We start from the raw sequence: 21,682 nt of genomic DNA on the forward strand, positions 1-21,682 counted from the left end.
TCTTATATCGTTTTGCAGGTTCCTGATAAGTGTGATAAAGACGACGGATTAGAGCATGAATCTTCATGAGTACCAGGGCAAACAACTGTTTGCCGAATATGGTCTGCCGGTTTCTAAAGGAATCGCGGTGGATACTCCGGAAGCTGCTGCTGCAGCTGCCGAGAAAATTGGCGGTGATAAGTGGGTTGTTAAAACTCAGGTTCACGCGGGTGGACGTGGTAAAGCTGGTGGCGTTAAGCTGGTTGACTCTCCTGCTGAAGCTCAGGCATTCGCAGCTAAGTGGCTGGGTAAAAACCTGGTGACCTATCAGACTGATGCAAATGGTCAGCCTGTCTCCAAAATTCTGGTAGAAGACTGTACCGATATTGCTAACGAGCTGTATCTGGGTGCGGTTGTTGACCGTTCTTCTCGTCGTATCGTATTCATGGCATCCACCGAAGGTGGTGTTGAGATCGAGAAAGTTGCGGAAGAGTCTCCAGAAAAAATTCTGAAAGCCACCATTGATCCGGTGACCGGTGCGCAGCCTTACCAGGCTCGCGAACTGGCATTCAAACTGGGTCTGGAAGGTGTTCAGATCAAGCAGTTTACTCAGATCTTTCTGGGTCTGGCTAAGATGTTTAAAGAGAAAGATCTTGCGCTGCTGGAAATTAACCCTCTGGTTATCACTACCGAAGGCAACCTGCACTGTCTGGATGCTAAAGTAGCGATCGATGGTAACTCTGTTTACCGTCATAAAGACCTTCAGGCGATGCAGGATCCGTCTCAGGAAGACGAGCGTGAAGCACGCGCGGCTGAGTGGGAACTGAACTACGTAGCGCTGGATGGCAGCATTGGCTGCATGGTTAACGGTGCAGGCCTGGCGATGGGTACGATGGATATCGTCTCTCTGCACGGTGGCTTCCCGGCTAACTTCCTTGACGTTGGCGGCGGCGCGACTAAAGAGCGTGTAACCGAAGCATTCAAGATCATCCTTGAAGATAGCAAGGTTAAAGCGGTACTGGTTAACATCTTCGGCGGGATTGTACGTTGCGACCTGATTGCTGAAGGTATCATTGGTGCGGTTAAAGAGGTAGGCGTAGAAGTGCCTGTTGTGGTGCGTCTGGAAGGTAACAATGCTGAGCTGGGCTCTAAGCTATTGTCTGAATCTGGTCTGGCTATCATCGCCGCTACCAGTCTGACTGATGCAGCTGTGCAAGCAGTGAAAGCAGCGGAGGGTAAATAATAATGTCCGTTCTGATTAATAAAGACACCAAAGTAATCTGTCAGGGTTTCACTGGTGGTCAGGGTACCTTCCACTCTGAACAGGCTATCGCATACGGCACTCAGATGGTTGGTGGTGTTACGCCGGGTAAAGGCGGTACTGAACATCTGGGCCTGCCAGTATTCAATACTGTTGCTGAAGCGGTTGAAGTTACTGGCGCTGATGCTTCTGTTATCTACGTACCTGCTGCTTTCTGTAAGGATTCTATCCTGGAAGCTGCGAACAGCGGTATCAAGCTGATCGTATGTATCACTGAGCACATTCCGGTTATGGATATGCTTGAGTGTAAAGTTGTCTGTGACAATCTGGGCGTTCGTCTGATCGGACCAAACTGCCCGGGTGTTATCACTCCGGGAGAGTGTAAGATCGGTATCATGCCGGGTCACATTCACCTGCCAGGTAAAGTCGGTATCGTGTCCCGTTCCGGAACACTGACTTATGAAGCAGTTAAGCAGACTACAGATGCAGGCTTCGGTCAGTCTACCTGTGTTGGTATTGGTGGTGACCCAATTCCGGGTTCTAACTTCATCGATATTCTGGAACTGTTCCAGAACGATCCACAGACTGAAGCGATCGTTATGATCGGTGAGATCGGTGGTTCTGCTGAAGAAGAAGCTGCAGCGTACATCAAAGCGAACGTAACTAAGCCTGTTGTGTCTTACATTGCCGGTGTTACTGCACCTGCGGGTAAGCGTATGGGTCACGCTGGTGCGATCATCTCTGGTGGTAAGGGTACTGCAGACGAGAAGTTTGCTGCACTTGAAGCTGCAGGCGTTAAGACTGTTCGCTCACTGGCTCAGATCGCTGACGGTCTGCGCGAAGTGACGGGTTGGGAATAATCGCTTAGCGATTATTCCAGTGGCTAGACGTGACTTCGTCACTTACTAGTCGCTAGATTAAAAAAACCGCCTTAGGGCGGTTTTTTTGTGTCTGCGGATTGAGTTAACGTTAGTTCTGCGGGTATTCTGGATGCCTATATTCTTAAGGAGTTGTTATGAGTCTGTTTTCATCTATTAAATCAATATTTGCCTCTGCTGAAAGCGGCCCTAAAGAGCCTGAAGCGCTCCCGTCTGAAGAGTATCAGGGCTTTACCATTACGCCCGCGCCGATTCGTGAAGATGGCGGCTATCGAGTGAATGGTCTGATTACCAAGGGGGAGCAGAGTCATCGTTATATCCGCGCAGATATGTTGTCATCCAGTGATAGCTGTGCCGAGGAGATGATCCGTAAAGCGAAGCAGATGATTGACCAGCAGGGTGATGGGATTTTTTAATCGTTATGACACAGAAACAACTATTTGCCCGTTATCTTAAGGATCTTAAGCCCGGCAAGCTCGAGTGGATTGGTTTGCGGCCAAAGCGTAAAGAGGATCTGCATATTGTCGATTCTGTTGAAGCGTTGGCGGGATTGGGACTGGAAGGTGATCACCGCTGTAGTAAAACTCCGGGATCTGCCCGGCAGGTTACGCTGATCTCTGCTGAGTTTATCCAGATGATCGAAGCCTACACTGGAATTGAACAGATTGATCCAGCGATTCTGCGGCGCAATCTGGTGGTCAGTGGCATCAATCTTAACGCATTAAGACATCAGCAGTTTAGTATTGGCGCAGCACGGTTTGAGGCCACGGCTCTGTGTCATCCCTGTGTGCGGATGGATCAGGCGTTGGGGCAGGGTGGTACCGCCGCTATGCTCGGATATGGCGGGGTTTGCGCGCGGATTCTTGAGTCAGGGGTTATAAGGGTCGGTGATCTGCTTATCCCGCTGGAAAGCTAGTTGAATCGTTATCGGGTGTACTGAGATTTCAGGCAGGCCAGAGGTATAAAATATTGTCAGATAATAGCGATTGTATGGGTAGATCTAAGCCTGTTTTTTGGCGTGATTCGCGAATGCCGCATGTTGAGCTGCGTATGGTCTCTGATGGGCGGGAGGTATGCTATGCACCTCATAGCCATGCGCAATGGTCTATCGGCGCTATTACCGCAGGCCAAAGCACTTTTTGCTATCGTGATGATCGATGCCAGGTTGCTGCCGGAGATCTGGTGCTTATGAATCCTGGCTGGGTCCACGCCTGTAACCCTATCGATAATCAGCCCTGGGCTTACCTGATGCTCTATATCGATGCTGAGTGGTTGACGGCTCTGCGCTATCAGCTCGGTTTCCTCGATGAGCCTGTGTGGGAAGATATTGGCACTGCAGTCGTCTCTGAGTCGCGTTTTTATGATGGGTATAGTCAGGTCGCGTCCTGCTTGCTGAACTCTGAGGTGGGTCTGTCAGAGAAGCAAAGCGCTGTGATTGAATATCTTTCAGGCTTGATGAGGTGTCTTGCTGATAAGCGTTCTTTGCCGCTAGAGAAAGTGCCGGTAGTGCTCAGGGATCTTGCTGACTATCTTGATGAGAATGCGGCAGTAGAGGTTGCACTTGAGGAGATGTGTCTTCGCACCGGTTACAGCTCCGGTCATCTTATCCGATCATTTAAGCAGTATTTCTGTCTTACGCCCCATGCCTATCAGATCAATCGACGGATTCAGCAGGGGCAGGCGGCGTTGAAGCAAGGCAGCTCAATTGTTGACGTTGCATTGACGACGGGCTTTACCGATCAGCCGCATTTTCAGCGTACTTTCAAGCGAGTAGTCGCCGCAACCCCAAACCAGTACCGGCAATCTTTACTTAGCAATAAGGTAAACAGCGCTCAGCACAAGTAGTGCTGCCAGTATCCGGTTGATTACTTTCAGTATTGATGGCTGGTTTACATAGCGCTGTAAGAACGCGCCGGCATAAACCCAGCTCCCCAGAGACAGCCAACAGATAGGCAGATAAATAGCTGCAAACAGAAGAACCTGCTGAATATCGTTACCGTTGGTATATGCGCCTATTCCTGAGGCTGAGGCGAGCCAGGCTTTAGGGTTGAGCCACTGCATCATCGCACCGGTTATAAGGCTCGGAGCCTGATCTGACTGGTTTTCTGACAATTTTCCGTCAAAAACGGCAAGTTTAAAGCTCAGATAAAGTAGGAAAATTACCCCGCCCCAGCGCAGTATACTATTTAAAGCAGGGATTGCTTCAAGAGTAGTATAGAGGCCAAGCCCGATAGCGATAAATAAAGCGATAAAGCCGAGAGTAGCACCGGTGACAAATACTAGTCCTGTGGAGATGGTGTATCTTGTGCCGCAACTAAGGCAGACAAGGTTCACCGGCCCGGGTGAGATAGATGCAGCCAGCGCAAAGGTCGACATGGATAAAATTATAGACAGGCTCATGATGTTCTCCTGAACGAAAAGAGCTGAGTATGCCGTTGCCGATGAGCAAGATATTGAACAAAATTGATTTTTATCCAGATAAATAGGGCTGGCAGGTGAAATGGTTCAATTTATTTCTGGCGTGCTACAGAAAGTCTCTTGACCTGTCTACAGGTGATGCCCTTAGGCTACCTGTGAATCGTGACTGAGGTGTTGATGTGCTGACTATTTCTTTACTGGCTAAAAAGTTCAATCTTTCGCGGACGACTATTCTCTATTATGAGCGGGAAGGATTGTTGCGCCCCGTTAAGAGGGATCGCAATGGCTATCGGCTTTATGGCGACAAGGCGTTGTCCCGGCTATCGCAGATAGTGAGCTACCGGGCACTGGGCGTTCCTGTTTCGGAGATAGCGCGGTTGTTGGATGGAAACGGTGAGCAGAAGCGAATTCTGCAGGATCAGTTGCAGCGTCTACAGGCAGAGATAGAGCGGCTTCACCAGCAGCAGATGGCGATTCTTAAATTTATGAAACAGCCAGACACTGAGGAGAATAGTATGGTGACGAAAGAGCGCTGGACAGAGATCATGAGCGCCGCAGGGCTAAGTGATGATGATATGCATAACTGGCACATCCAGTTTGAAACACTGGAGCCTGAAGCGCATCAGGAGTTTCTTCAGTCTTTGCAGATAGAGGCAGAGGAGATCGTTCGAATTCGGGCGTGGTCGCGTTGTTGAGAATGTTGCTGAAGCGGATCTTCGGGTAAAGCGGTTTTGTAATAGATAAAGGGAGTCATCAGGCTCTCTTTAATCTGTCCAAAAGAATTGCGTGATCAATCAGATTTGGGTGATTTACAGTGCAGCCAGCTAAAACCGATCAGGCCTGATATTACTGAGGCGAACAGGATGCCTGTCTAAGCCATCAGGAGGTTGGGCAAAGCCTAAAAATTGACATGGTAAAGCCGATACCCCCCATAAAGGCGACGCCAATGATGTGATTAAGGTTAAGGCCGGAAGGTAGGTCGCTGGCTTTCATTTTAACGGTCGGTCTGGGGAATCCTACACATCAATTCGCCAGCAGGGGCAATAATAGGCCGAGATGCTTGCTTAATATTTGCCAGCTAGCCTACACGTAGTTTCCGTTTAAGATCCGGTTTACGCTCCTGTTTATATTCCCTCCAGCCACCAGAAATAACACTACTATTGCGTTATGCGCGTTTTGATTGGTCAGTGCTGTGTTCTATTTTTTGCAGGGGTAAAGTGTCTTGATTGCGCTGTAAACAATCGTGTCTCTTTGAGTGTTGACGGGCATGGTGGTTGTTTTCAGTTGAGCACTGATATTGCTGATCAACGTGTCTTCGCTAATCCCTTCAGGAATACAGAAGCCTGCCAGATAAGTTGGCTGCTCACTTGGATGCTCTTTGCCTAGGCGGGTGCGGTAAGCACGCTGGATAAAATCACTTTCATTGTCTGAGTTGATGTTGTCAATAATCGCGCCATCAGTAAGATCTGCTCCCGCAAGGAAACCAGCAATATAATCAGGGGTGATCTCAGTTTTAGTGTGATCTTCTGCAAAGGCAGGTAAAGCGGTGATAATAGTTAGTGCGGAAACCAGAGTGATCAACTTTTTCATAACTTATTTCCTTCAGCCAGAGTTATCTTGTTCGCTATACGTTTTAGTGTCTGTTCAGATCTATGGCGACAATTGTATGTTGCATCAGTATAGGATACTGATGAGTAGGAGGATTATCTAGTGGGCTGGATCAAGTCTGAGTTAAAGGGGTAACTTTCAGGTGGTTAGTGATATTGTGTATCGGAAAATAAAAAAAGAGAGCCTGAAGCTCTCTTTGATCTATTTCTGCTAAGCGGTTTACGCGTCGCGACGTGGGCGTGGCTTGCGCGGAGCTCCGCGATCACTGCTGCCGCGTTCATTGCGTCCTTTACCTTTGAACTCCGTACGTGGTTTGCGTGGAGCCGGACGGGCAATTTCGCCTTCCATAAGACTGATATCAATCTTCTTGCGGCAGATAAATACGCCTTTCAGTTGCTGCAGAACCTCGACAGGCATGCCTTTTGGCAGCTGAACGGTGCTGTAGTCATCAAACAGACGGATATCACCGATATGGCGACTGTTGATGTCTGCTTCGTTAGCGATAGCGCCGACGATGTTTTTAACCTGTACGCCATCATTGCGACCGACTTCCATACGGTAGACATCCAGATCAGCATAGTTGATCCGCTCGCGTTTAGCGCCCCGGTCACTATCCCGGTCACTGTCGCGGTCGCTATCTTTGTCGCGACGAGGCTTGAATTCTGGTTCTGGTGGCAGGATAAGAGGCTTCTCTTTTTGTGCCATGTAGAGCAGGGCTGATGCCAGATCCAGTGTTTCCAGTTCAGTATCCACAGCCAGCTGATCGATCAGCTCACGGTAAACAGCCATATCTTCATCATTGAAGATTGTAGTGATCTGTTCGCGGAATGATTCCAGACGCTTATTCTGTACCATGTCCCGGGAAGGAAGATCCATCTGCTTGATCGGCTGGCGGGTAGCCTGTTCGATCTGCTTCAGCAGGCGGCGTTCACGGGGAGCAACGAACAGAATTGCCTTGCCGTCACGACCAGCACGACCGGTACGGCCGATACGGTGGACGTAGGCTTCGGTGTCGTATGGGATATCGTAGTTGATAACCATACCCACGCGTTCTACATCCAGTCCACGTGCTGCAACATCGGTGGCAACCAGAATGTCCAGTTTGGCATCTTTCAGGCGCTGCACGGTGCGCTCACGCAGTTGCTGGTTCATGTCGCCATTCAGGGCCGCAGCGGCATAGCCACGTGCTTCGAGCTTTTCGGCGATTTCGGTCGTGGCAGTCTTGGTGCGGGCGAAGATGATAATACCACCACAATCTTCCGTTTCCAGAATCCGAACCAGCGCATCCAGTTTATTAACACCGGAAACGATCCAGCAGCGCTGGTCGATATTTTCCATGGTGGTGGTTTTGGATGCGATCTTGATCTCTTGTGGATCACGCATATAACGCTTGGTGATGCGGCGGATCTGTTCTGGCATTGTTGCAGAGAACAGAGCAGTCTGGCGCTCAGCAGGCGTTTTAGCCATGATGGTTTCAACATCATCGATAAAGCCCATGCGCAGCATTTCGTCTGCTTCGTCTAGCACCATTGCTTTCAGTTCATCGAGAACCAGGGTGCCACGATCCAGGTGATCCATGACCCGTCCTGGAGTACCTACGACAACGTGTGGTCCACGACGCAGTTGTTTAAGCTGCAGGGTGTAACTCTGACCGCCATAGATAGGCAATACATGAAAACCAGGAATATGACGTGCGTAAGCCTGGAACGCTTCAGCCACCTGAACGGCCAATTCGCGTGTTGGTGCAAGCACCAGAACCTGAGGCTTATTTAGTTTCAGGTCGATACGGCTAAGCAGGGGTAAGGCAAATGCAGCAGTTTTACCGGTACCTGTTTGCGCCATCCCCAGAACATCCTGACCCTTCAGCAGAAGCGGAATGCACGCTGCCTGAATGGGGGATGGTGTTTCATAGCCAAGCTCAATAATGGATTTAAGAACGGAAGAGGGGAGATCAAGGTCGCTGAATGCGACTTGTGTGTCTGACATATTTGAAGGTACCGGAAGGAATGGAATTGTAAAACGCGAAATTATACGCCTATTGTCGAATAAAAGCCCGTTTTTTATTGGAGAGCTTTGCAGTGACCCTATCTCGCCTCTGTTAACTCTATATCATCATACCAGCTTAAAAAGTTTGTACCGCCATTATCGCTATCGGTCATGATGGCAATTGCTTCAATCTCTGTGTAGGTTTTGCCAAAAGCTGTTTTCAGGTCGTTCTGCAGATTGCGCATGTGCTTAGTCCACTGACCTGCGAGGTCGTTACCGCTGTCGACCGCCCACATCTGTGCTTTGTCGGTAAAGGGGTTAGGCCAGCGGGAGTCAATAGGTTGATTATTAGACCAGACATAGACCAGCGTGCGTTTTTGCCAGAAAAAAGGGCCATCTGAGACAATGATATAGATGCGTACCGGAAAGTCGTCACCGGCTTTAGTGGTTTCCGTTGCTGATGGCCATGTCTTACTGATTTTCCAACGCCAGCTGAGGTTAGTTTTGCTGTTGATGGTGATGGTTTTTTTATAATAAAGTCCGGATGCTGAGCTGTCAGAGCGGGCTTCAAGCAACAGGTTTTCGCCTTCAGAGATCAGTGTGTAACGGGTCTCTCCGACAAAGCTCTCGTTTTCCCACTGCATTATTCCTTGTGGGTCAAAGGCAGGAATCGGTGGCGGTGAAGCCTGAGCAGCTGCAGTGGCAAGTAATAGAGTTAGTATGCTGCTGGAGACAATTGAGCAAAATTTAGGCATTTTGGCTTTACACTTATCAGATTCGACTATACTAAATTTATGTTTTAGATCAGTGTATCAGAGTTTCAAAGCTCATTTCCCCTTCTGGCTGTTCTCTGATTTGGTTTGCTGTCAGTTGCTGCTTATCTTATGCAGCTGCAACAGAAAGTACTGGTCTGTAACTGCGAGCGAAAGGGTTGTTGCAGTGTTCCCCTCATCGTAGCAGCTATTCATCGTTATATTCTTCGCTCATCAAGGGGCCTGGTTTATGCCAGGCCCCTTTTTGTTTTTTAATCGAAAAGTTTTCACTGATCTCTTTCATGTCTCTCTTTCAGCCTCTTTTATTCCCCGTATACTGTTGCAGGCTTCCCGCTGTTCCTGTTATCCACTATATTGATCTTTTTGATGAGACTTGTGTGTGGCACAGAATCCCGCTTATGAAATGATCTGGCAGGTAGTGGCTGCTATCCCTGTCGGCAAAGTTGCAACCTATGGGCAGGTCGCTGAGCTGGCTGGAGTGCCCGGTGCTGCCAGGCTCGTTGGGCGCTGTCTCAGTCAGTTACCTGAAGGTAGTCGCTTGCCCTGGTTTCGGGTGATTAATGCGAGTGGCAGAATATCTCTGCCGGTTGGTAGTGAGGGGTATCACAGGCAGGTTAAGTTGCTGCAGGAGGAGGGTGTTGCTGTACTGAATGGCAAGATTCGTCTGGCTGATTTTCGCTGGTGAGTAAAATGGACTTCGTCAGGGGCGCATCATTATCGCTGTATAAGACCTTAATCCCTAACGTCGGGGGGCGGTCGCTCTACTCGTCGCTGGAGTAGAGGTGCCGTCAGTCTATTGTCTGTTCTTTAAATATCAAGATCTGTTTATTCTAAATTGCCCGCATCCATATCGTATGGAAAGCAGCCGACAAAGTGCACATATTCATCTTCAAAAATATGGGTCTTTTTAGCGCGGTATTCGAAATCGAACACAAGTATCAGCCAGCTGATCTGAGTGTCGCCGAGCTTTTCAATCTTTTTGATCACCGCAGCGCCGTATGAGTACGACCATGAGCAGGGGCCGATAATGTCGAGCACTGCTGCTTTACCTGTATCAACACCATTAGTTTCAAGGTTTTCCGGGTCATATTCGCTGATTTCGAAGTTTTTTGCCCAGCGATCGAGTCCCTCTTCATCCTCTTCAAAATAGCTGTCCGGAATGCTGGAGTAGTCAGTCGTTGAGTACCAGACCGATACGATACCCTCTTTTTCAAAATTCATTTGGCAGTCTCGCTAAGTTGGAGCCAGAGTGAACGGATATCGCTGACATCATCATCACTGAGCTTATCTATCTTAAAGGCATCGTCCAGGCTGTGTTCTACCCGCTGGTTGAACTGCAGTTCGTTGTCGCCCTGTTCGGCGCTCACCAGACTAATGTGACCCAGCAGGTAACTACAGAGAAACAGTTGGTTCGGATCTGCACTGACTTCCATTTCGAGCAGACGGTTATAGATTGATTCGGCCTGTTGTTCGTATGGGTTCATCAGGGGTCCATAAATTCCAGTTTGTCGATTAGCAGGCTGTACTCTTTGCCGCTTTTTTCAACTTGTTGTAGTTTGACGACCATGAAGTCGAGTTCAGGCGCGCACCAGATGAAGGTTTCGCGTTTGCTGTCCGGACCGCGGTCGCGTTGTATTTTTACCGCTTCAAAAGAGCCAAGAGCCGTTGTCACGGTCTCAGTGCCGACGATAATGAACGGATAGGTTTTGATCTTGCCGCCGTCAGCAACCTGATAGCTAAGTTCAGTCTTGCCTGCAGCAAGGTCCAGTCGCAACTGTATCTGATAGCTGAGATTGTCCTGGGTGCCTTCCGTCACATCCATGGTCCAGGGTTTTTTGGCGACGTCGTTCAGCACGGTGCCGGTGTTCCAGTTAAATTGCAGCACCGCATCTTTATTGCTGCCGATAACCTTGCGGTGATATTCATAATGCTGAGGTTGGATGGTCTGATCTTTAACGGTGAACTCAGAGAATTCATGCACTTTGGCTATCAGTGCTTCAGCACTGAGGGATGTTATCCAGCGATCACCTTTACGCTGCAGCTGTCCTATTGCATCTCCACCGAATGAGATACCCATGTCCCACTGGGCTTTGTAGATGGCTTTATAGGGTCTTAATAACTCACTCGCGTGTCCAGGCAGCGATGAAACGAGCAGTAATGCTGAGATAAGTAGTGTGCTGATACGCATCAGTTTACTCCTGAGTGAATTGGTATCCTTCAGGTGCCAGAGTAGTCCCGTCCAGCTGAACTGATCCTGAAACAGAAAGTTTTAGACGATCAGCACAGAACCACTCAACAGCAAGTGGGTAGATCTTATGCTCAAAACTGTGAACTCGCTGTTGCAGGCTCTCAGTCGTATCCGTTGCGAGGATATCGATCGGTGCCTGCAGTGCCAGTGGCCCTCCATCCAGCTCTTCGGTGACAAAGTGGACAGTGCATCCATGCCGTGAGTCACCTGCCTCCAGCGCTCGCTGATGGGTGTGCAGGCCTTTATATTTCGGCAGCAGGGATGGGTGGATGTTAAACATCCGCCCCCGGTAGTGACGTACAAAAACGGCAGAGAGAATGCGCATAAAGCCGGCCAGAACGATAAGGTCTGGATTGTGGGCATCGATCGCATCGACCATTGCCGCATCAAAGCGCTCGCGGCTGTCATAGTTCTGGTGACTGATAACAATCTCAGAAATGCCGGCTGCTCTGGCGCGTTCAAGGCCAAAAGCGTCCTCTTTATTGCTGAGAACGGCAGCGATGCGGCCATTAATCTGGCCGCTCGCGATAGCATCAATGATCGCCTGCAGGTTTGAACCGCTGCCGGAGATCAGAACAACAATGCTTTTTTCCGCCATTATCAGGCCTCCAGGCCCAGCAGCTGTACCTGTTCTTCGCCAGCAGACGCTGCAGCGATCTCACCGACAATAAACGGGGCTTCGCCAGCATCTTTCAAAATCTGTAGCGCAGCGTTAGCTGTGTCAGCAGGCACTACAATAACCATGCCGATACCACAGTTCAAGGTGCGATACATCTCGCGTGAATCCACATTGCCCAGTGTCTGAATCCAGCGGAATACTTCAGGCATCTGCCAGCTGTTAATATCAATAACGGCTTTAGCGCTCTGCGGCAGCACTCGTGGAATGTTTTCCAGCAGGCCACCACCGGTAATATGCGACAGCGCATTCACCTGGCTTTTCTTAATAAGCTCCAGCACCGGCTTGACGTAGATCCGGGTTGGTTCCATCAGGGCTTCAGTCAGTGGTTTGCCATCAACGGTGCCACTCAGGTCAGCATTGCGCACTTCGATGATTTTGCGGATCAGTGAGTAACCGTTTGAGTGTGGGCCGGAAGAGGGCAGTGCAATAAGTTTGTCGCCGACGCTGACTTTAGACCCATCAATAATCTCATCTTTTTCCACTACGCCGACACAGAAACCTGCCAGATCGTAATCTTCGCCTTCATACATGCCCGGCATTTCAGCGGTTTCACCGCCAACCAGAGCCGCTCCGGCTAACTCGCAGCCAGCGCCGATGCCGGTTACAACATCAGCGGCGATGTCGATATTCAGCTTGCCTGTAGCATAGTAGTCAAGGAAGAACAGTGGTTCTGCTCCGGCGACAATCAGGTCGTTGACGCACATCGCTACCAGGTCGATACCGATGGTATCGTGTTTATTCAGATCCATTGCCAGACGTAATTTGGTGCCTACGCCGTCGGTGCCGGATACCAGAACAGGCTTTTTATAGCCCTCAGGGATTTCGCACAGGGCGCCAAAGCCACCCAGGCCGCCCATAACTTCAGGGCGTGCGGTGCGTTTAGCAACGCCTTTAATACGATCAACCAGTGCGTTACCAGCGTCGATATCGACACCAGCGTCTTTGTAGCTGATAGGAGTGTTATTGTCAGTTGCAGACATAGTATGTGTGAACCTGTTCGGGCTGATTACTGATAGGAAAAAATTTGACGCATATTCTATCAGGTTGATGGTGGGGCGGCTATTGTGTGTTAAAGTTTATGCCGTTTTAAAGGACATTTTTTTCAGACTGCCAGGGTTGCTGTCCTGGGAGTAAAACAGGGTATGAAAACGATCATGATGCGCAATCTTTGTAACTGTCTGCTGGTGTTGTTATTAACCGGTGTATGCGGCCTGGCGCAGGCTGCTACTGTCAAAGGACTCTATACCGCAGAGATGCTGGTGCCGGAGCAGCTGGCTCAGCCGGGTGTCGATCAGTTGCAAGCAGGTCTGAGAGCGGTGCTGATTAAAGTATCCGGTCGTAGCAATGTGGTTAACAAGCCTGCGGTGGTGAATGCGTTACAACAGCCATCGGCCTGGCTGAATCAGTTTGGTTATCAGGCCACTCAGATTCCGGTAGCCGCAGGCGATGGTCGGGAAGTGCTGGGGCAGCGGTTGCTGCTGGAGTTCGATCCGGTGCTGATCGATCAGTTGTTGCAGCAATCAGGTATGAGAGCAATCGGCCATGCCCGTCCAGTATTGTTGGTATGGCTGGCTCAGCAACGGGGCGCAGCTGCCCGTGATTTTGTCTCACAGGAGAGCCAGATTTATACTGAGCTGCTGCAGCAGGCCGATCTGCGGGGCTTGCCCCTGAGTCTGCCTTTGTTGGATCTTAATGATCAGAATGCGCTCGATGTCAGTGATCTGTGGGGCTTTTTTCGTGAACCGATTCAGCAAGCCTCTGAGCGATACCAGCCCGACGGCATTCTGGTTGGGCGGCTGTTGCAGGGCAATGGCGGTGGCTGGCAAACAGAGTGGCTGCTGCTAAAAGAGGGGCAAGCCCGTTCGATGACGCCGTCCGGTTCGTTGTCAGAGCAGTTAAAGCAGGTCATCAATGAATCGGCTGATTTTGCTCTGGCCTCCCTGGGGGCTTCCCGTTTTAATTACGTCGAAACAGGATTGCAACTTGAAGTCGCTAATATAGTCGAAATAGAAGATTATCTGCAGTTAGTGGATTATCTGCGTCAGTTACCTCCGGTCGAGGCGGTGCGCGTCAGTGGTGTTGATGCCGACCGGGTATTGTTCCGGGTCGAGCTTCAGGGAGGGGTGCAGGCGCTTGAGCAGGCAGTTCGCCTGAATCAGCGTATGTCGCCAACACCCCGTTTTAGCAGCGGTAATGCTGAAACGGTATATTCATATCGCTGGCAGCAGGAACAGTGAATCAAAGAGTGGTCGAAAGGGAGTGCTTATGAGCGATTCGCAGCGGTGGTTTTTTCTTATTTTTACACTGGTTTTAGGGTTTCTGCTCTACCTGTTGCAGCCGATTTTATCGCCTTTTATCGTTGCCGCACTACTGGCTTATCTCACCGATCCTTTGGCCGACAGGCTGGAAGCGAGGGGGCTAAGCCGGACGTTTTCTGTGGTTGTGGTGTTTTTGATGATGACCTCCGTGTTGCTGTTGCTGGTGGTCTGGCTGTTACCGAAACTAGGTTCGCAGCTGCAGGTGATGGTTAAAATGGTGCCCCAGGTGCTTACCATGGTTGAGACTGTGTGGATCCCCTGGGTGGAAGAGAATATTGGCATATCGCTTGCCGGGTTTGATCTGCAAAGCCTGAAAGAGCTCATGAGTGGTCATTGGCAACAGACCGGTAGTCTGGTTAAAGGGCTGTTCAGCAGTGTCGGTCAGTCAGGATTGGCAGTGGCTGCCTGGGTGGCTAATCTGGTGCTGATTCCTGTGGTGATGTTTTATCTGTTACGCGACTGGGACGTGATGATGGATAAAATAGGTTTCCTGTTGCCGCGGAATGTGGAAAAAAAGGTAACCCTCTGGGCTCAGGAATGTGATGAGGTTCTGGGTGCCTTCATTAAGGGGCAATTGCTGGTCATGCTGGCGCTTGGGGTGATCTACTCCCTCGGACTCTGGAGCGTTGGTCTGGACCTGGCCTTACTAGTAGGTATGCTGGCAGGTCTGGCCAGTATTGTGCCCTATATGGGGTTTATTGTCGGTATTGTAGCGGCAGGTGTTGCTGCAATGCTGCAATTTAATGATCTGACGATGCTGGCATGGGTTGGTGTGGTATTTGCCATAGGTCAGGCACTGGAAGGGATGGTGCTGACGCCCCTTTTAGTAGGGGACCGAATCGGGCTGCATCCCGTGGCGGTAATATTCGCCATCATGGCGGGTGGACAGCTGTTCGGTTTTGTCGGGATTTTGATTGCACTTCCCGTTGCTGCCGTTATTATGGTGCTCCTTCGACATCTGCATCAGGGATACAAAAGTAGTAAACTTTATGACTGCTGAGCAGTGTGTATACAGATGATGCAGCGATTTAATGTCCGGCGCTGAGAAAATAGTGAGTTTAAGCTGTACCGCAAAGCTTAAAAATCCAGAAACTTTAAACGATGAGAAAAGGCCCGGTGTCCAACTGCAGGCCATATATATATTGATAGATGAGTAGTCCTGAGCCCTTTCAGATACCCCTGGGTATCACTCTGCGGGATGATGCCCGATTTGAGAATTTCCTTTGCCAGGGGAATGAGTTGCTGTGCAACACGCTGGATCAGGCTGCCCAGGGTGAAGGGGAGCAATATTTATACATCTGGGGTAACAGTGATAGTGGTTGCTCCCATCTGTTGCAGGCGGTTTGTCACGCCTCTGACCCGGTTGGCCGCACCGCTGTTTACCTGCCCCTGGATGAACTGCTTGATATGGGGCCAGGTGTGCTCGAAGGCATGGAGCATCTTGATCTGGTCTGTCTTGACCATATTCAGATTATTGCGGGTAATAAACAGTGGGAAGAGGGAATATTCCACTTTTTCAATCGTATACGCGCTGAAAATAACCGATTGCTGGTAGCCGGTGACCGCGCCCCCAGACAATTAAACCTCAATCTGCCTGATCTGGCTTCGCGCCTGAGCTGGGGGATGGTGTTTCAGGTGCATAATCTGGACGATGAAGGCAAGGTGCGCGCGTTGCAATTGCGTGCACGTGGGCGTGGTTTTACCATTAGTGAAGAGGTTGCCTGGTTTTTGATCCACCGGGCCAGTCGCAGTATGGCTGACCTGTTTGAGTTGCTGGATAAACTTGACTCAGCATCGCTGAGTGCCAAGCGTAAAGTGACAATTCCATTTGTTAAACAGGTTCTGGGTCTTTAATCCATTTAAATGACCCCTTAATACGGCGGACTATGAATATTATTCTGGCAGGTTTTACATCGGACGTGTCTGAAAAGGACTTAAGAGAGATGTTATCTCATTATGCTGAAGTAGATGAGTTGAGCATTATGTCGGGTGATCTTCCTGAACAGACTGTTGCAGTGCTGACTATTGAAGGCAGCAATGCTGAAGCGCACTGGGTTACCCGACGGCTAACCGGGTTGTACTGGCATGGACACTCACTGCGGGCGTATGTGTCGCTTTTCTAAAGTGGATAGCGGCGCTATGAAGGGGTACTCACTGGTCGTTCAGACAGACGATTATCTGATTATTAATAAGGCACCGGGAGTCTCCGTACATCGTGATGAGGCGGAGACTGGCCTTTTACAACAGATCGCTACTGACCTGAGTTGTGGCCCTCTGTATCTGGTTCACCGTCTGGATAAAATGACCTCAGGTTTATTATTACTGGGGCGTCATGCACAGGCCGCCTCTATTCTTTCCCAGCAGTTTCAGCTACGAACGGTAGAAAAATACTACATTGCGTTGTCCGATCAAAAGCCCCGTAAAAAGCAGGGGCTGATTAAAGGTGATATGGAACGCAGCCGCAGAGGCAGCTGGAAGTTGACCACCGGTATGAGCAATCCCGCCGTGACCCGTTTTTTCAGTTGCGCAGCATCGCCCGGGCTGCGTCTGTTTTTGCTGCGCCCTTTAACCGGCAAAACTCATCAGTTACGCGTTGCCCTGAAGAGTGTCGGCGCGGCTATTATCGGCGATCAGCGTTACCATAGCGCATCAGAGCAATCTGCCGACCGGGGGTATCTGCACGCCTGGTGTTTGGCATTTGACTGGCAAGGTGAGCGACGAGAGTATCTGTGTGATCCGGATATTGGTGAGCTGTTTCTTCAGGATGCTGTAAAACAGCAGCTTGAAAGCTGGAAACCGCCCGGCAGTCTTGCCTGGCCAAAAGCGTAACATGACCCAACCGTAATAAGAGTGTTTCAATGAAAGATGACCGAACCGAACGGGATTTCCATGCCCGTAGTGAGGAAGAGCAGCAGGCGTTTCTTCAGGAAACCTGGTGTGATAACTGTCAGGAAGCCAACCTGGGAATGAAAAATCCGCGGGAATACCTCCATAAGGGGGTTATTTTTATTGAAGGTGAGTGTGAACGCTGCGAAAACGTTGTGCTGACCGAACTCACAGAAGACGACTTTTAAGGCCTTTTTTTTTATATGAACGACTCTTTTAATCAGCGATTTGGTGGTACTCAGAGGTTGTATGGCCTAACCGGAGCTGAGCTGTTCCGCCAGTCCCATATCTGTGTGATCGGTATAGGTGGTGTGGGTTCCTGGGCTGCTGAAGCGCTGGCACGTTCAGCCATTGGTAATATCACCCTGATCGATCTGGATGATATCTGTGTTACCAACACCAATCGGCAGATACATGCTCTGGATAGCACGATTGGTGAGCCAAAAACAGAGGTGATGGCAGAACGGATACGCCATATAAACCCTGAGTGCCAGGTTGAGATCGTTGATGACTTCATCACTCTGGAAAATATTCCCCAGCTGATCGGACGTCGGTTCAACTATGTGATCGATTGTATTGATAGCGTGAAAGAGAAAGCGGCTCTGATTGCGCACTGCAAGCGTAATAAAATTCCGATTATCACCGTCGGGGGGGCGGGAGGGCAAACAGACCCTACGCAGATTAATATCGTCGATCTGAGCAAAACTAACCATGATCCTCTGGCGGCTAAAACCCGTTCACTGTTGCGCCGCTATTACAACTTCAGTAAGAGCGGCCGGCGGTTTGCGGTTGATTGTGTCTATTCTACTGAACAATTGGTTTATCCTCAGGCGGATGGCAGTGTCTGTCAGATGAAGTCGGTTGCGGAAGGTAATACCCGTCTTGATTGCAGTGGCGGTTTTGGTGCGTCTACCTGTGTCACTGCTACGTTTGGCTTTGTTGCGGTATCCCGGGTGCTGCAAAAGATGCTCGAAAGAGCTGACCGAGAGAGCGCTGAACTAGAGAGCGTTGAACTAGAGAGCGTTGAACTAGAGGGGAAATCGTTATAATCATGCTTTAAACTCCCTGATATGAGGCGTTGACTGACTATTGCAGTTGACCTTTTAGTGCAACAGTCTAAAGTGTCTTGATTCTCTCGCAAACGGATATCCGGCTTATCAATGTCAATGTGCTTTTCAGAAGGATTTTATAAAGCTATTTTTGAGGGCTGCAGTGATGCGATCTATGTTATAGATCCGCAAAACTCGCGTATTCTCGATGCAAATACTTGTGCCTGGCAAGACCTTGGGATGAGTCGTGAGCAACTGTTAGAACACAGTGTTATCTCGTTGCAACAAGGCGTTGAAAATGAGGAGCACTGGGCGCAGATTGTGGAGATTGTTTTTGCTTCTCACCCGAATGCATTTACCTTTATTGGTCGTCACTATCATCAGCGCGGTACCTCTTTCCCGGTGGAAGTCTATACCAGTGTGATCGAGTTCGAAGGTCAGCCACTTTTTCTGTCGGTGGCTCGCAACCTTGATCGAACCTCATCCCAGCGCGAGGAGTTTCGTACCAGGGATGCCCGCCTGACCTATGCCCTGAATGAAGCAGTGGACGGGCTGTGGGATTGGGAGATAGGTAGTAACGAAGTGTTTTTCTCGCCACAGCTGAAGCAGATGTTAGGTTACCTTCCCCATGAAATGACACCGAATCTGGATACCTGGACGCAAGCGGTACATGAGTCAGATCGTGAGCGGGTGATTGCAGCGCTGAACGATCACCTTGAAGGACGGGCCGGGAGTTATAGTGCGGAATATCAGATACGAAAACGCGATGGCAGCTATATCTGGGTCAGAGATCGGGGCCGCATCTGCCAACAGGATGATGAAGGTAACCCTTTACGGGTCGTGGGAATGGTGCATGATATTACCCGCAGTAAAGATCTGGAAGAGCAGTTGCGAGAGCAGGCCAGTCATGATCACCTGACCGGTTTGCTGAACCGGCGTGCAGGCTATATACACTTCTCTAAGCAGCTTAGTTTTGCTTTGCGCTATAGCCAGAGCCTGGCTGTCTGCCTGATCGATCTGGATCATTTTAAGAATATTAATGACTCCTTTGGCCATCTGGTGGGGGATTCAGTGTTGAAGCACTTTGTTGAGCTGATGAGTACTACCCTGCGTAAGTCGGATTCGCTGATGCGTTGGGGCGGGGAGGAGTTTCTGCTATTGTTGCCGAACACCGAGATCTGTAGTGCTCAGCAGCTGATCGAACAGCTAAAAGAAAAGCTGGGAGACAACCCGGTGGTGCTGGAGCTGGAAGGCCGTGAGATTAATTATACCTTTAGTGCCGGGCTTGCCAGCTTTCCGGTTCACTCTCAGTCTCTGGATAGTTTGATCAAATGTGCCGATGACGCCCTCTATGAAGCTAAAGCAGAGGGACGCAACCGGATTTATATCAGTCGTGAGGGGGATGGTGTATAGCCCGAGCTGTTTTTAACCGCATCATTCCGGGTTATGCGCGCGCTGTAATGCCCGCTCGCTAACCGCTTGAATAATCGCATTCAGGCCGTTGCCTCTGGATGGACTCAGGTGACGCGTTAGCTGCAGCTGATCAAAATAATCTTTCATATCAAATGCCAGAATCTGTTCTGGCTGGCGACCATTGACTGCCGCAAGTACCAGCGCTATGAGTCCGCGAATGATGCGGGCATCTGAATCCGCCGCAAACCACAGCCTGCCCTCAGCGTCCTGACTCACCTGTAACCATGCGTCACTTTCACAGCCGTTTATACGATGCTCGTCTGTTTTCATTGCGGTGGTGAACGCTGGCAGTTGCTTACCCAGCTGCATGATCTCCCGATAACGATCATTCCAGTGTTTTAAAGGGGTGAGTTGAGCAAGGATATCACTGTCGCGGACTTCCCGGCCAAACGGAGAACTGTCAAAGATGGATTGTGTCGATATGGTTTCGGCCACTGCAAAGCTGCGCATCTGGCTAATTTGCTCCAGTGCCTGGGCAAAGCGTTCAACCTCTTCAAGGGTGTTGTAGAAACAGAACGATGCTCTGACTGTGCCGGGCAGCCCAAGCCGTTCCATCAATGGCATTGCGCAGTGGTGACCGGTGCGCAGGGCGATACCCTGTTGATCGAGCATCAGACCAACATCCTGCTGATGATGGCTGCTCAGCTGGAAAGATAGAATCGAGGTGCAGGCTGTTGGGCTGCCGATACGGGTGAAGCCCGGGATAGCTGAGCATAGCTCAAGTGCTTTGCTCATCAGTGCCCGTTCATGACGTGCCAGTGCTTTGCGATCCAGTGCGCTGAGAAAATGAATCGCTTCAGCCAGCCCCAGTGCACCGCTGATATTGGGTGTGCCCGCCTCAAACTTAAAAGGCAGGGCGTTATAGGTTGTGCCACTAAACGCCACGCGACTAATCATCTCACCACCGGCCTGCCAGGGGGGCATCGCTCCCAGAAGCTGTTGACGGCCGTAAAGTACGCCGATGCCGGTGGGAGCAAAGAGCTTGTGCCCGGAAAATAGATAGAAATCACATCCCAGCCGCTGCACATCGATTTCAAGATGGGGCGCTGCCTGAGCACCGTCGATCACCACCGCCGCGCCAACTGCTTTAGCCTGGCGCACCAGTCCGGCAACCGGGTTGATGGTGCCCAGGGCATTTGAGATATGGGTCAGGCTGACGATGCGGGTCCTATCGTTCAACAGTTCAGCAAAGCGCTGCAGATTGAGGTCGCCGTTTTCGTTGATGGGGACGACAGTGATCAGCGCGCCGGTTTGCTCCGCGACAATCTGCCAGGGGACGATATTGGCGTGGTGTTCCAGTTCCGTCAGCAGAATTTCATCGCCGGGTTGCAGCAGCGGGCGGGCATAACTCTGGGCGATCAGGTTGATCCCCTCGGTGGTGCCCCGGGTCCAGATGATTTCCTGCTCAGATGCTGCATTGATAAATGTTTTTACCGTGGTGCGTGCTGCTTCGAAGGCGCTGGTAGCGCGCTCACTGAGCTGATGCGCACCCCGGTGAACATTGGCATTCTGATGACGGTAGAACTGTTCAACAGCCCGAATCACCGTTTCCGGTTTCTGGCTGGTGGCCGCATTGTCCAGATAGATCAGCGGGTGATCATTGATCTGCTGTTGCAGCGCCGGAAACTGTTGTCTGACTGAGTGTAGATCCACAACGTTTTCCTGTTATCAGCCTGCAGAGATGTTTTGAGACGAGCTCTTTTCAGAAGCGCTATTTTGATCAGCGCCATTCTGAGCGGTACTACTCAGCAGCTTATTAAGCTGACTTTGCCAGCGGGCAAACATCATCGCACCGATAAACAACGCTACCACCAGCAGTGTTTCTGCCAGCGCGAGAGCGGCGCTGCTGTGTGCCGACATCGCTATGGTGACGGCGTGCATAAAATAGACTGTAATAAAAAAGCATAGCCAGATATGGCCCCGCAGATGTTTCTTGAGTATGACCGGATAAAACAGCAGTAGTGGTACGGTTTGAAATGCCCAGATACTGTAAGGGTTGGCTATCTCATGTGGAAAGATGATCAGATGCCATGCCGTTAATAACAGAATCAGACCAAAATAGCTGAAGAGGGTAACGGCGCGGCTGATAGCAACCTTTTTTGCGAGTGTGTTCTGCATTGTTTGAT

General features: G+C 50.3%; 27 protein-coding genes. 15 read left to right on the plus strand and 12 right to left on the minus strand.

Going from position 1 to position 21,682, the window contains the following annotated elements:
- Positions 1-55 precede the first annotated feature (55 nt).
- The 5 genes from sucC to Q0499_RS16610 all read left to right on the plus strand — a co-directional run bounded on the left by sucC (position 56) and on the right by Q0499_RS16610 (position 3,963).
- Positions 56-1,222, plus strand: coding sequence for an ADP-forming succinate--CoA ligase subunit beta (gene sucC, locus Q0499_RS16590; RefSeq protein ID WP_299201492.1), 1,167 nt, complete (start codon positions 56-58; stop codon positions 1,220-1,222).
- Positions 1,223-1,224: 2 nt separating this feature from the next.
- A complete protein-coding gene (gene sucD / locus Q0499_RS16595) occupies positions 1,225-2,100 on the plus strand; it encodes a succinate--CoA ligase subunit alpha (protein WP_299201495.1) in 876 nt (291 codons plus the stop codon).
- Positions 2,101-2,255: 155 nt separating this feature from the next.
- Complete coding sequence (locus tag Q0499_RS16600; RefSeq protein WP_299201499.1) at positions 2,256-2,534, plus strand: HlyU family transcriptional regulator; 279 nt, start codon at positions 2,256-2,258, stop codon at positions 2,532-2,534.
- A 5-nt stretch (positions 2,535-2,539) separates the two neighbouring features.
- Entirely contained in the window at positions 2,540-3,034 is a 495-nt protein-coding gene (locus tag Q0499_RS16605) for an MOSC domain-containing protein (protein ID WP_299201502.1), read from the plus strand.
- A gap of 113 nt (positions 3,035-3,147) precedes the next feature.
- Positions 3,148-3,963, plus strand: coding sequence for an AraC family transcriptional regulator (locus Q0499_RS16610; protein WP_299201504.1), 816 nt, complete (start codon positions 3,148-3,150; stop codon positions 3,961-3,963).
- Here Q0499_RS16610 and Q0499_RS16615 read toward each other — a convergent pair.
- The gene (locus Q0499_RS16615) at positions 3,925-4,518 is read right to left on the minus strand and encodes a LysE family translocator (RefSeq protein WP_299201507.1); all 594 of its coding nucleotides are present in this window, start codon (positions 4,516-4,518) and stop codon (positions 3,925-3,927) included. The two genes, Q0499_RS16610 and Q0499_RS16615, sit on opposite strands and share 39 nt — an antisense overlap.
- A 197-nt stretch (positions 4,519-4,715) precedes the next feature.
- Here Q0499_RS16615 and Q0499_RS16620 point away from each other — a divergent pair, with 197 nt between their 5' ends.
- On the plus strand, positions 4,716-5,231 hold the full coding sequence (locus Q0499_RS16620; protein WP_299201510.1) for a MerR family transcriptional regulator: 516 nt from the start codon (positions 4,716-4,718) through the stop codon (positions 5,229-5,231).
- Positions 5,232-5,415: 184 nt separating this feature from the next.
- Here the strand turns inward: Q0499_RS16620 and Q0499_RS23700 are convergent, their stop codons facing one another.
- From Q0499_RS23700 to Q0499_RS16635, 4 genes are all read right to left on the minus strand, one after another.
- Positions 5,416-5,529 (minus strand): Na+/H+ antiporter NhaA, encoded by a 114-nt coding sequence (locus Q0499_RS23700; RefSeq protein ID WP_363317816.1) that lies wholly within the window; start codon positions 5,527-5,529, stop codon positions 5,416-5,418.
- A 204-nt stretch (positions 5,530-5,733) separates the two neighbouring features.
- Positions 5,734-6,126 (minus strand): hypothetical protein, encoded by a 393-nt coding sequence (locus Q0499_RS16625; RefSeq protein ID WP_299201513.1) that lies wholly within the window; start codon positions 6,124-6,126, stop codon positions 5,734-5,736.
- 237 nt (positions 6,127-6,363) lie between these two features.
- The gene (locus Q0499_RS16630; RefSeq protein ID WP_299201516.1) at positions 6,364-8,130 is read right to left on the minus strand and encodes a DEAD/DEAH box helicase; all 1,767 of its coding nucleotides are present in this window, start codon (positions 8,128-8,130) and stop codon (positions 6,364-6,366) included.
- 98 nt (positions 8,131-8,228) lie between these two features.
- Positions 8,229-8,774 (minus strand): DUF3047 domain-containing protein, encoded by a 546-nt coding sequence (locus tag Q0499_RS16635; protein ID WP_299201519.1) that lies wholly within the window; start codon positions 8,772-8,774, stop codon positions 8,229-8,231.
- A gap of 532 nt (positions 8,775-9,306) precedes the next feature.
- Here Q0499_RS16635 and Q0499_RS16640 point away from each other — a divergent pair.
- On the plus strand, positions 9,307-9,588 hold the full coding sequence (locus Q0499_RS16640) for an MGMT family protein (RefSeq protein ID WP_363317823.1): 282 nt from the start codon (positions 9,307-9,309) through the stop codon (positions 9,586-9,588).
- Between the two features lie 140 nt (positions 9,589-9,728).
- On the opposite strand, the gene Q0499_RS16645 is transcribed toward Q0499_RS16640, so the two are convergent.
- Genes Q0499_RS16645 through purM form a run of 5 tightly spaced genes read right to left on the minus strand, consistent with a single transcriptional unit; the run spans position 9,729 to position 12,810 of the window.
- Positions 9,729-10,124, minus strand: coding sequence for an immunity 22 family protein (locus Q0499_RS16645; protein WP_299201525.1), 396 nt, complete (start codon positions 10,122-10,124; stop codon positions 9,729-9,731).
- Positions 10,121-10,387, minus strand: coding sequence for a YfcL family protein (locus Q0499_RS16650; RefSeq protein ID WP_299201528.1), 267 nt, complete (start codon positions 10,385-10,387; stop codon positions 10,121-10,123). Before Q0499_RS16650 ends, Q0499_RS16645 begins: the two co-directional genes overlap by 4 nt.
- Entirely contained in the window at positions 10,387-11,091 is a 705-nt protein-coding gene (locus tag Q0499_RS16655; RefSeq protein ID WP_299201531.1) for a DUF3108 domain-containing protein, read from the minus strand. The genes Q0499_RS16650 and Q0499_RS16655 overlap by 1 nt, the downstream gene beginning before the upstream one ends.
- A gap of 4 nt (positions 11,092-11,095) precedes the next feature.
- A complete protein-coding gene (purN, locus tag Q0499_RS16660; protein WP_299201534.1) occupies positions 11,096-11,749 on the minus strand; it encodes a phosphoribosylglycinamide formyltransferase in 654 nt (217 codons plus the stop codon).
- Positions 11,750-11,751: 2 nt separating this feature from the next.
- Entirely contained in the window at positions 11,752-12,810 is a 1,059-nt protein-coding gene (gene purM, locus Q0499_RS16665) for a phosphoribosylformylglycinamidine cyclo-ligase (RefSeq protein WP_299201537.1), read from the minus strand.
- 162 nt (positions 12,811-12,972) lie between these two features.
- Here purM and Q0499_RS16670 point away from each other — a divergent pair, with 162 nt between their 5' ends.
- The 8 genes from Q0499_RS16670 to Q0499_RS16705 all read left to right on the plus strand — a co-directional run bounded on the left by Q0499_RS16670 (position 12,973) and on the right by Q0499_RS16705 (position 19,496).
- Complete coding sequence (locus tag Q0499_RS16670; protein WP_299201540.1) at positions 12,973-14,067, plus strand: DUF2066 domain-containing protein; 1,095 nt, start codon at positions 12,973-12,975, stop codon at positions 14,065-14,067.
- 28 nt (positions 14,068-14,095) lie between these two features.
- Positions 14,096-15,148: an AI-2E family transporter gene (locus Q0499_RS16675; RefSeq protein ID WP_299201543.1), complete on the plus strand. Its 1,053-nt coding sequence runs from the start codon at positions 14,096-14,098 to the stop codon at positions 15,146-15,148.
- A 149-nt stretch (positions 15,149-15,297) separates the two neighbouring features.
- Positions 15,298-16,002: a DnaA regulatory inactivator Hda gene (gene hda, locus Q0499_RS16680; protein WP_299201546.1), complete on the plus strand. Its 705-nt coding sequence runs from the start codon at positions 15,298-15,300 to the stop codon at positions 16,000-16,002.
- A gap of 32 nt (positions 16,003-16,034) precedes the next feature.
- Positions 16,035-16,271, plus strand: coding sequence for a hypothetical protein (locus Q0499_RS16685; protein WP_299201549.1), 237 nt, complete (start codon positions 16,035-16,037; stop codon positions 16,269-16,271).
- Positions 16,234-16,977, plus strand: coding sequence for a TIGR01621 family pseudouridine synthase (locus Q0499_RS16690; protein ID WP_299201555.1), 744 nt, complete (start codon positions 16,234-16,236; stop codon positions 16,975-16,977). The genes Q0499_RS16685 and Q0499_RS16690 overlap by 38 nt, the downstream gene beginning before the upstream one ends.
- Positions 16,978-17,006: 29 nt before the next feature.
- Positions 17,007-17,222 carry a hypothetical protein gene (locus Q0499_RS16695; RefSeq protein WP_299201558.1) on the plus strand — a complete coding sequence of 72 codons (216 nt, stop codon included), beginning with the start codon at positions 17,007-17,009 and terminating at the stop codon, positions 17,220-17,222.
- A 15-nt stretch (positions 17,223-17,237) separates the two neighbouring features.
- Entirely contained in the window at positions 17,238-18,083 is an 846-nt protein-coding gene (tcdA, locus tag Q0499_RS16700) for a tRNA cyclic N6-threonylcarbamoyladenosine(37) synthase TcdA (RefSeq protein ID WP_299201561.1), read from the plus strand.
- A gap of 111 nt (positions 18,084-18,194) precedes the next feature.
- Complete coding sequence (locus tag Q0499_RS16705) at positions 18,195-19,496, plus strand: sensor domain-containing diguanylate cyclase (RefSeq protein WP_299201564.1); 1,302 nt, start codon at positions 18,195-18,197, stop codon at positions 19,494-19,496.
- A 21-nt stretch (positions 19,497-19,517) separates the two neighbouring features.
- On the opposite strand, the gene Q0499_RS16710 is transcribed toward Q0499_RS16705, so the two are convergent.
- A complete protein-coding gene (locus Q0499_RS16710; protein ID WP_299201566.1) occupies positions 19,518-21,209 on the minus strand; it encodes a SufS family cysteine desulfurase in 1,692 nt (563 codons plus the stop codon).
- Positions 21,210-21,224: 15 nt separating this feature from the next.
- Complete coding sequence (locus Q0499_RS16715) at positions 21,225-21,674, minus strand: DUF2069 domain-containing protein (protein ID WP_299201569.1); 450 nt, start codon at positions 21,672-21,674, stop codon at positions 21,225-21,227.
- Positions 21,675-21,682: the final 8 nt, after the last annotated feature.

The sequence above is a fragment of the uncultured Amphritea sp. genome (assembly GCF_937127095.1).
Taxonomy (GTDB): domain Bacteria; phylum Pseudomonadota; class Gammaproteobacteria; order Pseudomonadales; family Balneatricaceae; genus Amphritea.

Coding starts and splice junctions, on each gene's coding strand:
- sucC (WP_299201492.1), top strand. CDS start 56: ATGAATCTTCATGAGTACCAGGGCAAACAACTGTTTGCCGAATATGGT.
- sucD (WP_299201495.1), top strand. CDS start 1,225: ATGTCCGTTCTGATTAATAAAGACACCAAAGTAATCTGTCAGGGTTTC.
- Q0499_RS16600 (WP_299201499.1), top strand. CDS start 2,256: ATGAGTCTGTTTTCATCTATTAAATCAATATTTGCCTCTGCTGAAAGC.
- Q0499_RS16605 (WP_299201502.1), top strand. CDS start 2,540: ATGACACAGAAACAACTATTTGCCCGTTATCTTAAGGATCTTAAGCCC.
- Q0499_RS16610 (WP_299201504.1), top strand. CDS start 3,148: ATGCCGCATGTTGAGCTGCGTATGGTCTCTGATGGGCGGGAGGTATGC.
- Q0499_RS16615 (WP_299201507.1), bottom strand. CDS start 4,518: ATGAGCCTGTCTATAATTTTATCCATGTCGACCTTTGCGCTGGCTGCA.
- Q0499_RS23700 (WP_363317816.1), bottom strand. CDS start 5,529: ATGAAAGCCAGCGACCTACCTTCCGGCCTTAACCTTAATCACATCATT.
- Q0499_RS16625 (WP_299201513.1), bottom strand. CDS start 6,126: ATGAAAAAGTTGATCACTCTGGTTTCCGCACTAACTATTATCACCGCT.
- Q0499_RS16630 (WP_299201516.1), bottom strand. CDS start 8,130: ATGTCAGACACACAAGTCGCATTCAGCGACCTTGATCTCCCCTCTTCC.
- Q0499_RS16635 (WP_299201519.1), bottom strand. CDS start 8,774: ATGCAGTGGGAAAACGAGAGCTTTGTCGGAGAGACCCGTTACACACTG.
- Q0499_RS16640 (WP_363317823.1), top strand. CDS start 9,307: ATGATCTGGCAGGTAGTGGCTGCTATCCCTGTCGGCAAAGTTGCAACC.
- Q0499_RS16645 (WP_299201525.1), bottom strand. CDS start 10,124: ATGAATTTTGAAAAAGAGGGTATCGTATCGGTCTGGTACTCAACGACT.
- Q0499_RS16650 (WP_299201528.1), bottom strand. CDS start 10,387: ATGAACCCATACGAACAACAGGCCGAATCAATCTATAACCGTCTGCTC.
- Q0499_RS16655 (WP_299201531.1), bottom strand. CDS start 11,091: ATGCGTATCAGCACACTACTTATCTCAGCATTACTGCTCGTTTCATCG.
- purN (WP_299201534.1), bottom strand. CDS start 11,749: ATGGCGGAAAAAAGCATTGTTGTTCTGATCTCCGGCAGCGGTTCAAAC.
- purM (WP_299201537.1), bottom strand. CDS start 12,810: ATGTCTGCAACTGACAATAACACTCCTATCAGCTACAAAGACGCTGGT.
- Q0499_RS16670 (WP_299201540.1), top strand. CDS start 12,973: ATGAAAACGATCATGATGCGCAATCTTTGTAACTGTCTGCTGGTGTTG.
- Q0499_RS16675 (WP_299201543.1), top strand. CDS start 14,096: ATGAGCGATTCGCAGCGGTGGTTTTTTCTTATTTTTACACTGGTTTTA.
- hda (WP_299201546.1), top strand. CDS start 15,298: ATGAGTAGTCCTGAGCCCTTTCAGATACCCCTGGGTATCACTCTGCGG.
- Q0499_RS16685 (WP_299201549.1), top strand. CDS start 16,035: ATGAATATTATTCTGGCAGGTTTTACATCGGACGTGTCTGAAAAGGAC.
- Q0499_RS16690 (WP_299201555.1), top strand. CDS start 16,234: ATGGACACTCACTGCGGGCGTATGTGTCGCTTTTCTAAAGTGGATAGC.
- Q0499_RS16695 (WP_299201558.1), top strand. CDS start 17,007: ATGAAAGATGACCGAACCGAACGGGATTTCCATGCCCGTAGTGAGGAA.
- tcdA (WP_299201561.1), top strand. CDS start 17,238: ATGAACGACTCTTTTAATCAGCGATTTGGTGGTACTCAGAGGTTGTAT.
- Q0499_RS16705 (WP_299201564.1), top strand. CDS start 18,195: ATGTCAATGTGCTTTTCAGAAGGATTTTATAAAGCTATTTTTGAGGGC.
- Q0499_RS16715 (WP_299201569.1), bottom strand. CDS start 21,674: ATGCAGAACACACTCGCAAAAAAGGTTGCTATCAGCCGCGCCGTTACC.